At 53.7% G+C, this 9,131-nt stretch carries 7 protein-coding genes; 3 read left to right on the top strand and 4 right to left on the bottom strand.

Annotated features, from left to right (window positions below; translation table 11 throughout):
- Nucleotides 1-6: 6 nt before the first annotated feature.
- The gene (locus IM282_RS07255; RefSeq protein WP_046621616.1) at nucleotides 7-1,338 is read right to left on the bottom strand and encodes a TolC family outer membrane protein; all 1,332 of its coding nucleotides are present in this window, start codon (nucleotides 1,336-1,338) and stop codon (nucleotides 7-9) included.
- Nucleotides 1,339-2,075: 737 nt separating this feature from the next.
- Here IM282_RS07255 and IM282_RS07250 point away from each other — a divergent pair.
- On the top strand, nucleotides 2,076-2,819 hold the full coding sequence (locus IM282_RS07250; protein ID WP_022648061.1) for a DeoR/GlpR family DNA-binding transcription regulator: 744 nt from the start codon (nucleotides 2,076-2,078) through the stop codon (nucleotides 2,817-2,819).
- Between the two features lie 13 nt (nucleotides 2,820-2,832).
- On the top strand, nucleotides 2,833-3,900 hold the full coding sequence (locus tag IM282_RS07245; RefSeq protein ID WP_038416023.1) for an oxidoreductase: 1,068 nt from the start codon (nucleotides 2,833-2,835) through the stop codon (nucleotides 3,898-3,900).
- A gap of 42 nt (nucleotides 3,901-3,942) precedes the next feature.
- Here IM282_RS07245 and cybB read toward each other — a convergent pair whose 3' ends face one another.
- From cybB to IM282_RS07230, 3 genes are all read right to left on the bottom strand, one after another.
- Complete coding sequence (gene cybB / locus IM282_RS07240; protein ID WP_023300059.1) at nucleotides 3,943-4,473, bottom strand: cytochrome b561; 531 nt, start codon at nucleotides 4,471-4,473, stop codon at nucleotides 3,943-3,945.
- A 508-nt stretch (nucleotides 4,474-4,981) separates the two neighbouring features.
- Nucleotides 4,982-6,421 carry an aldehyde dehydrogenase gene (gene aldA, locus IM282_RS07235; RefSeq protein WP_192970277.1) on the bottom strand — a complete coding sequence of 480 codons (1,440 nt, stop codon included), beginning with the start codon at nucleotides 6,419-6,421 and terminating at the stop codon, nucleotides 4,982-4,984.
- 199 nt (nucleotides 6,422-6,620) lie between these two features.
- Nucleotides 6,621-7,415, bottom strand: a complete 795-nt coding sequence (locus IM282_RS07230) for a YdcF family protein (protein WP_022648057.1) — start codon at nucleotides 7,413-7,415, stop codon at nucleotides 6,621-6,623.
- 391 nt (nucleotides 7,416-7,806) lie between these two features.
- Between IM282_RS07230 and IM282_RS07225 the strand changes: the two genes are divergently transcribed.
- A complete protein-coding gene (locus IM282_RS07225; RefSeq protein ID WP_192970276.1) occupies nucleotides 7,807-9,126 on the top strand; it encodes an MFS transporter in 1,320 nt (439 codons plus the stop codon).
- Nucleotides 9,127-9,131: the final 5 nt, after the last annotated feature.

Genomic DNA, 9,131 nt, shown 5'->3' with positions numbered 1-9,131 from the left:
CCTTTTTTAACTCAAATCAGGTAATTTCGCGGCAGCGTTTTTCTCTATTCCGATAAGCGGCATGAGATTATCCACCGCGGAGGCGTAATTAATCGCCGCGCTCCAGCCATCGTATTCAGCCATTATTTTCGCTGAGGTGGCAGACCAGACATCCTGCTCCACGCTGAGCAGATCGTTAATGCTGCGCTTGCTCAGGGTATATTCATTTTTGTAGACGTCGCGGGCGCGCAACGCATTTTCCAGCTGACGTTTTCCGGCCTCCATACGTCCTTGCGCCCCGGTCCAGTCGGCCTGTGCGACGGAGGCTTTTTGCAGGACATCAAAACGGGCCTGATCGACCTGAGACGATGCCATTGCCCTTGCGCCCTCGGCCTGACGGACGCGCGCCGAGACCGCGCCGCCCTGATAAAGCGGTGCATCAATATTGAGCTGGATCTGATCATCCCAGTACGCGCGATTATCAGACTCGTACCGGGTGCGGCCCCCTTTCAGGCTTAAGGTTGGCCAGTGCTGAGACTTCGCGGTTTCTACGCCGTACTGGGCTGATCGCTCCATGTTCTGCGCGGCCATCACCGTTGGGATCAGTGAATAATCAATCCGATTGAGAGAATCCGGCTCCACGGCCAGACCTCCCGGAACCGGTGAATAGCGTTCAGTCTGTATGCCAGTCAATACCGCCAGCCGCGCGCGGGCGCTGTTCAGGGACGCATTGTACTGCTCTACCGTCGCCTGCATTCCGGCAATACGGGTGCGGGTCTGAAGCTCATCAGAGGTGGAGCTTACGCCTGCATCGGCGCGGAGTTTTGCCAGCTGCTCAACGTTTTTAAGCGCCTGCACGTTCTCTGTTGCCGCCTGTAGCAGATCGCTGTAGCGTTTCACTTCCACATAGCTGAGGGCCGTTTTTTCCGCGACGGCAGACATCGTGCTCATCAGTTGGTAGCGATAGCTGTCACGCTGAGCTGAAGACTGGCTGATGCTGTTATTGGTCTTGCCAAAATCGTACACAAGCTGCGTCAGGCTCAGCCCCCAGGCTGCGGAATTTCGCAACGAGCCGCTCGAATCGGTGGTCTGGCTGTGACCCGTACTCCCGTTCAGGGCTATTTGTGGCATCCAGCCACTACGCGCTTCGTCTATTTGTGCCTGGCCAATCCCCAGCTGTGCAGCCTGCTGACTCACCGACGGGTCGCGGTCAAGAGCGAAAAGAATACTTTCTTTCATCGTCATTGCCGCAACGGGAGATATTCCTACCAGACCGTTAGTTGCATGAGCCGCTGTCACCACCAGTGAAATTAAGGTCAGGGAAGCAGATAATCTGAGCATCCTGTTATTGCATTTCATCTTTATAATACCCCCGACTTCAGGTGATGGCTAAATAATTACCAGGAAGAGGTACAAATAATTCACCCTATTTGCCCCACTCCTGTTTGATAAATTCCGCCAATAGTCGCCCACACCCATTTCAATTGAGATGAGAGCCGTACAATCTCTTTTTTTCTTTTAAGAATTTACTTAAATATTTATTGATTCGCAGCATAACAAAATGTGATATGAGCGACCACACCTGTAGTGTTAATGCGGTGTTACAAATAAGAAAAAAGATGGGGTTTCTGGACAAATGGCTATTAGATGCGTTTACGCTGAAACATATAAACCCTCTGTAATTTAAGGAAAATTCTGAAACACCTTGATGTACATTTTTGCGTTTATTTCATCGCGAATCAGACACAAAGATTTTCAAAGAACTGTCAATTTAAGTCATTCGCTGATTAATATTAAATTATTTTACTTTAAAAAGAATATCTAATAGATATAAGCACCAATTTATATTTATAATCTGGTTTTATATTCTTATTCGAACTCCTTATTCGGTAGCTTCAACCAAATTTCTATGTAAAACATAGCGTTAACATCAGGTCTAAACGATACATACATGTTTTTGATGACTGATTAATGCTAATTCAATATTCACCTTATCAAACTGTTTTTGGACAACATCCCCCTCCTGTTACGATTCCCTTTCTTGTAAAATGCTGTAAACTGCATAGTATTGCGACATTTTGCAGGATACTGCACCCATGCATAAAACTGCCAGACAGAAATATGTACTTGAAATTATTACTGAACAAGGCCAGGCCAGCATTACTGAGCTGGCAGAAAAGTTGCAGGTTTCGGCGGATACCATCCGTCGCGATCTGACCGATCTGGAAAAACAGGGACTGGCGCAAAAAAACCATGGCGGCGCCATCGCGCTGAATCTCTCGACGATGAACCGAGTTAGCAGGAATACCTTACTGCCTGAAATCAAGCAGCGGCTGGGTAAACAGGTTGCGCAGTGCGTACCTGCGGGCTCGACGCTTTTTCTGGACGCCGGAAGCACACTTCTGGCCGTTGCCTCTTTCCTGCAGGGACCGCTGACCATCATCACCCCTTCTCTTGATATCGCCCAGCAGGTTAGCGATCGGGAAGATATCGATCTGATCCTGCTTGGTGGAAAGTGGGATCAGAAACAGCGCCTGTTTGCCGGAAGCGCCACCCTTTCGCTGCTCTCTCGCTACCGGGCGGATATCGCCATCCTTGGCGCATGCGCCATTCATGCCGAGCTCGGATTGAGCGCCAGTCAGGAGGCGGATGCCGAGGTGAAGCGTGCCATGCTGGCCGCAAGCCAGGCGCACTGGGTAGTCGCCGATCATCTGAAACTCAACCAGTGCGAACCTTATCTGGTTTCAGGGTTATCCCAGATTCATCAACTGTTTTTAGATCGTCCCTGGGCAGAGCTCGGGGACCATAGCGCCGTGCAGGTTACCGTTTGCGCGCATTAACGTGGAGAAGGTCATGAATAAAGTGAAGACAATGAATATTGCGCTGATCGGGTATGGTTTTGTGGGTAAGACGTTTCATGCCCCGCTGATCCAGTCCGTCGACGGCCTGAAGCTGGCGGTGGTCTCATCCCGGGATGAAGAAAAGGTCAAACGCGATCTGCCGGACGTCCTCGTTGTTGCCACCCCTGAAGAGGCTATTCAGCACCCGGATATCGACCTGGTGGTTATCGCCTCCCCTAATGCGACCCATGCGCCGCTGGCCACCCTGGCGCTCAACGCCGGCAAGCACGTAGTGGTGGATAAGCCATTTACGCTGGATATGCAGGAAGCGCGAGACCTGATTGCGCTTGCGCAAGAAAAACAACGCCTGCTCTCTGTCTTCCATAACCGCCGCTGGGACAGCGATTTTCTCGGCATTAAGCAGGTGATTGAGCAAGGCAGTATCGGCAAGGTAAAACACTTTGAATCGCATATCGATCGTTTCCGCCCGGAGGTTCGCGTGCGCTGGAGAGAGCAAAATGTTCCCGGCAGTGGCCTGTGGTTCGACTTAGGCCCGCACATGATTGACCAGACGCTACAGCTTTTTGGTCTGCCGCTGTCGGTACAGGGCAACATCGCCACCCTGCGTGACGGTGCGGAAATTAACGACTGGGCGCACGTGGTGCTGAACTATCCTGAACACAAAGTGGTCCTCCATTGCAGCATGCTGGTGGCAGGCGGCGTTGCCCGCTTTACCGTCCACGGCGATAAGGCCAGCGTGGTGAAAGCGCGCATCGATCAGCAGGAAGCCCAGCTTCTGGCAGGCGTCATTCCGGGTAGCGAAAGCTGGGGTGAGGACAGCGACGCTATGGTGCTGTTTAATGCCCAGGGTGAAGCCAGCGCTATCCCTGCGCCAAAAGGCGACCAGCGGCAGTACTATATAAACGTGCGCGATGCCCTGAACGGCAAGATTGACAATCCGGTCCATCCGGTGGAAGCCCTGGCGGTGATGGCGGTGCTGGAAGCGGCGGTAAAATCTTCAGAAACGGGTACAACTCAGGAACTGGATTTAACGGCGCAGGAGCGCGCGCAACTGCAATAAGCCGCAAAAAAAATGCCCTGCGGGTTGGCAGGGCATTATCGGTCACTGACGCTTTTTCGGCATCATGCGCAGCAGCGTATTGTCTTTCCAGAAATAGTGATGCATCAGCGCGGCAAAGGCGTGCAAACCAATCACAAAATACCCCAGATTCGCCAGCGTTACGTGCCACGCTTTTAGCGTATCCACCAGGTCAAAATTCCCCTCCGCCGCATGCGGCATCGTCAGGCCAAACGCAAACCAGTCATTTCCCCGGTTATACATCATCACCATGCCGATCAGCGGCAGCGCAATAAACAGCAGGTAGATAACCAGATGCCCCAGATGGGACAGCCCGGTGATCATCGCTTTTGGTTTCGGTTGAATGGGCGGAGCCGGGAATTTCAGGCGGATAAGCAGGCGCGCCACCATCAGCACCAGGATGCTGATCCCGCAGGAAACGTGGATCATATTAATAAGCGGACGATCGGTTCGCGGGAACCAGCCTCTGAATTCCATGGCGCAATAGGCCATAATCACTAACAGAAAAACCAGCCAGTGAATGCTGATTTGCAGACCCGTATATTTTGTGCGCATGTTGTTTCCCGATAAATAACAGTTATCGCGCCAACATAACCACCTTTCCTGAAAATGTGAACCCCCTTTTACGGAGGGCCGAGTATTCCCAGTTATTTGAAATCAGAAGCATTAACGTGCCTTCAGAATAACGGAGGGATTACAGCGATGCCCAGGTCCGGCTGTAAATCGCTGAGGCGTTTGCCTTCCGGCCGGGGCGAGGCGCAGGGATGCGCCGAGAGGGCGGGCTTTACAGGGATGTTACCTCCGCCCGTCCCCGATAAGCCGGAAGGAATAAGCCGAAGGGACCGCGAAGCGGCGATTTACCGCCGGGAGCCCGGGTCGCCAGGGTGGTGGCGACTGAGCCACCCTGGCACGTTCACCGGTCATTTTGTTACAGAGTAGCAAGGAACCTAAAGTGAACGGAATGACCACCAGAGCCGTATGTTCCCCTCACCCTAACCCTCTCCCCAAAGGGGCGAGGGAACTGCTCCGTGCACACATTATCTCGCATGGAGGGGGCTCCTGATTACGACTGTAAATAGACTACCTGCGTCTGCAAATACTCATTCAGCCCGTGTTTGCCATCCGCCCCGCCGATCCCGGATTTCCGCCAGCCCGCATGGAAGCCCTGCATCGCTTCAAAGTTTTCACGGTTAATGTAGGTCTCGCCGAACTTAAGCCCTTTAATGGCTTTCATGGCGACATTCAGATCCTGCGTATATACAGACGAGGTTAAACCGTAGTCGCTGTCGTTGGCCATTTTCAGGGCCTCTTCCAGGGTGTCGAAAGCCACCACCGGCAACACCGGGCCAAAGGTCTCTTCGTGCATGATGGCCATGTCCTGACGTACGTCCAGCAGCAGCGTTGGGGGATAAAAATACCCTTTGCCCTCTGCCGCTTTACCGCCAAGGACCACTTTAGCCCCTTCCTGCACCGCGCGCGCCACCTTCTGCTCCACACGCTCCAGCGCGGCGGCGTTGATCAGCGGCCCCATGCCGATATCCGTTCGCTCAGCCGGATTGCCAAACTGGACGGCTTTCATTGCCTCACCCAGACGATTCACAAAGCGGTCGTAGATCCCCTTCTGAACATAGACACGTTCCGCGCAGTTACACACCTGTCCGGTATTGATGACACGTGAATCCACAATGGCCTTCACGGCCAGCTCGAGGTCGGCATCGTCCATCACGATGGCCGGGGCTTTACCACCCAGCTCCAGCCCCACTTTGGTGATGTTTTTCGCAGCCGCGGCCATGATCTTCTCACCCGCCCCGACGCTGCCGGTCATGCTGACCATCGCCACTTTCGGGTTCCCGGCCAGCTCCTGTCCGACGGTTTCACCGCGGCCCAGCACCAGGTTGAAGACGCCTTTCGGCAGGCCAATCTCGTCGACGATTTTGGCAAACGCAATGGCGTTGTTTGGGGTAAATTCGCTCGGTTTGATAACGATGGTGTTGCCGGTGATTAGCGCAGGAGCGAGCTTACGGGCAATCAGGAAGAAGGGAAAGTTCCACGGCAGAATGCCGGTGGTGACGCCAAGGGCGCGCTTAAACACCAGAATATTCTCGCCCGGACGGTCGCTCTGAATGATTTCCCCTTCATAACGGCGCGCCCACTCGGCCATATAGTCGATATAGTCAGCGGTAAAGTTAACCTCCACTTCCGCCAGCTGCTGGATCTTGCCCCCTTCGGCCACGATCAGCGCGCTGATTTCGCTGACGCGCTCGCGGATCCCGGCGGAAATTTTGCGTAGCCAGCTGGCGCGTTCAATGGCAGGCAGCGCCTCCCAGCCAGCCTGCGCGCGCTCTGCCGCGTCAATGGCCTTGCGGGCGTCCTCGGCGGTGCCATCGGGAATACGGGAAATGACCTCTTCCGTGGCCGGATTGATCACGTCAATCCAGGCATCACCCTGCCAGGCAACAAACTGTCCATCAATATACATAGGATGTTGTACGGGTACTGTCATAACCTGCTCCTGTAATCACACTGTTTTTAACAAGTAAACTTAATGTTAAAAACTATAATTACCGGGGCAATTGCCTACTCTATGAGTCTGTTTTTGTGAGATATCTCATAAAAGAAACGGGTCAGCCCGTTTCAAAAATCACAAATCGGCAACAAAGGCTGCCCGTTTGCGTAAAAGATGGCGCAAACGGGCAAGAGCATTACAGCAGAGAACGGCTCACCAGCGCGTCGGTGAGAATGACGTCGTTTCGCAGGATCTGCCACGCGGCGTCCACGTCGGCAGGGATATCGACATGGGCAATGAAATCACGTCCCGCCGGACCGTAGCCGTTGATGTCGTCCCTGAGTCGCGGAAATTCACCCAGCACCAGCGACAGGTAACGTTCTACCGGCCATAACCCCTCGACCGGGCCGCTGAACGCCAGACCGTCGTCACTGTTTTGCAGCACGGGCGTCAGGCCGGGATGACTCATCCATGCGGGCGATGCAGCCTCGTCGCGGCAAACGCGGGCAAACGTAGCCATTGTGCGACGCTGCATCGTCGGGTCCTGCACTACCAGCACCCGGGCGGCATTCAGTCCGGACTGTTTCATCAACGCCCGGCTGAAGCGGGCGTTTTCGCCACAGTTGGTCGACTGATCCTCAACGTGAAGATGCTCAGCCGGAATGTTCCAGAATTCACGGGCGATGTCGGCCAGAATAGCCGCCTCAGCCCGCCCGGTGGTGGGTATCCTGTTATAGCGGGGGTGCTTAGCAATCGCGGCGTAGAGGAAGGTCGTCGAGTGACCGATCCCGCCGCTGATGATCAGAGGAACCCCCTGTTCAGCCGCGATTTTACAGGCAGCATCAATCGCGGGGATCACCGCGTTACCCGCCAGAATCACCAGATCAACGGGCTGGTTGTCCTGATAGTCGTCCTGAGCAAGCCACGCCCCAACGGTATTCACGGCGTCGAGTGTTGTGCCAGGCAGACAGGGGAAAAGTGCCATTGTCATCGTTACCTCCTTACAGCATTAATCTTTAGAGTACTTCACACAACGGGGGTGAAAAGGAGATCACTCTGAAAGCCGAGGTGCTCATTACGCTGCATATTTGTCATTTTGATGAAATAACCAGAAACATCCAAAAACAATTGGGTTGCACCCTGAGTTTGTGCTTTTGATTATCTGCCCTTCAACACATCCTGCCACAACAGCGTGCTGAAAAAGCACCAGTTGCTGCTTAATCCATCGTGATCTGACCCGTTTTAGTTCTGGCTGACTTGCCAAACGTAACATCCAACCCTAAGTTGCTTAACAATTTCACAACCATTACACACCGACAGGTTGCACCTGAAGCGCGCCGGGTAACACCTCTATTATCATCCACGTGGCGGAGTTTTGAGTCATGACACAACATGAGAGCACGACAACGGTATTGCGGAAAAACAAAAAGGTATTAATTGCCAGTCTTACGGGAAGTTCTATTGAATGGTTTGATTATTTTCTCTATGGCACCGCTGCCGCGCTGGTGTTTAACAAGATTTTCTTTCCGATGGTCGACCCGGTAATCGGGCTGATCCTCTCCTATCTCTCCTTCTCGTTGACCTTTTTTATTCGCCCCATTGGCGGCGTTCTCTTTGCACATATCGGGGATCGTATCGGTCGCAAAAAAACGCTTGTCCTCACCCTTTCATTGATGGGAGGTGCAACCGTGATGATTGGCCTGCTGCCCACCTACGACATGATCGGGATGTGGGCGCCCGCGTTGCTGATCCTGATGCGTATTATTCAGGGGATGGGTATCGGCGGTGAATGGGGTGGCGCGCTGCTGCTGGCTTATGAGTATGCTCCAGAAAAACGCAAAGGCTTCTTCGGCAGTATTCCGCAGGCGGGCGTTACCATCGGCATGTTGATGGCGACATTTATCGTCTCGCTAATGACGCTGTTCAGCGAAGAGGATTTTCTCTCCTGGGGCTGGCGCATTCCGTTCCTGCTCAGTTCCGTGCTGGTAATATTGGGGCTTTGGATCCGGAAAGATATTGACGAAACGCCTGATTTCCAGAAAGTGAAAAAATCCGGCCAGGTTGCGAAAGCTCCGCTGCGCGACACCATAAAACACCACTGGCGTGAAGTGCTAATTGCCGCCGGGCTTAAGGTTGTGGAGACAGCACCGTTCTATATTTTCTCCACGTTTGTGGTGAGCTACGCCACTACCACCCTGACCTATCAGAAATCCCAGGCGCTGGAGGCAGTAACTCTTGGCGCACTGGTCGCCACTATCATGATCCCGCTGATGGGTCTGCTCTCCGACAGGGTTGGCCGCCAGCGTATATACGCCGTCAGTGTCTTCGTGCTCGGCCTGTTTATCGTGCCCTGGTTTATGCTGCTGAATACCGGTACCACCTGGGGAATTGTGCTCGCGACCGTTATCGCTTTTGGCGTACTGTGGGCACCGGTGACGGCGGTTCTCGGCACGCTCTGCTCTGAAATTTTCAGTGCCAACGTTCGCTACACCGGTATCACGCTGGGTTATCAACTTGGGGCCGCGCTGGCGGGCGGAACGGCACCGCTAATAGCTACCGGACTGCTGGCGAAATACGACGGCAACTGGGTACCCGTGGCCTGGTATCTGGGCGTGACGGTCGCTATCTCCCTCATTGCAATTTTTTGTGCCAGCCGCATCAACCGTGAACGCCACCTTCAGGCGCAGCCGGAACAGCGATAATATTA

Origin of the sequence: Enterobacter cloacae complex sp. P29RS, from assembly GCF_014893445.1 — a bacterium.
Taxonomy (GTDB): domain Bacteria; phylum Pseudomonadota; class Gammaproteobacteria; order Enterobacterales; family Enterobacteriaceae; genus Enterobacter; species Enterobacter intestinihominis.
This window is presented reverse-complemented; position numbering and strand designations above follow the sequence as displayed.

Excerpts from the sequence above, each read along its gene's own strand:
- IM282_RS07255 (WP_046621616.1), bottom strand. The coding sequence starts at position 1,338 with ATGAAATGCAATAACAGGATGCTCAGATTATCTGCTTCCCTGACCTTA.
- IM282_RS07250 (WP_022648061.1), top strand. The coding sequence starts at position 2,076 with ATGCATAAAACTGCCAGACAGAAATATGTACTTGAAATTATTACTGAA.
- IM282_RS07245 (WP_038416023.1), top strand. The coding sequence starts at position 2,833 with ATGAATAAAGTGAAGACAATGAATATTGCGCTGATCGGGTATGGTTTT.
- cybB (WP_023300059.1), bottom strand. The coding sequence starts at position 4,473 with ATGCGCACAAAATATACGGGTCTGCAAATCAGCATTCACTGGCTGGTT.
- aldA (WP_192970277.1), bottom strand. The coding sequence starts at position 6,421 with ATGACAGTACCCGTACAACATCCTATGTATATTGATGGACAGTTTGTT.
- IM282_RS07230 (WP_022648057.1), bottom strand. The coding sequence starts at position 7,415 with ATGACAATGGCACTTTTCCCCTGTCTGCCTGGCACAACACTCGACGCC.
- IM282_RS07225 (WP_192970276.1), top strand. The coding sequence starts at position 7,807 with ATGACACAACATGAGAGCACGACAACGGTATTGCGGAAAAACAAAAAG.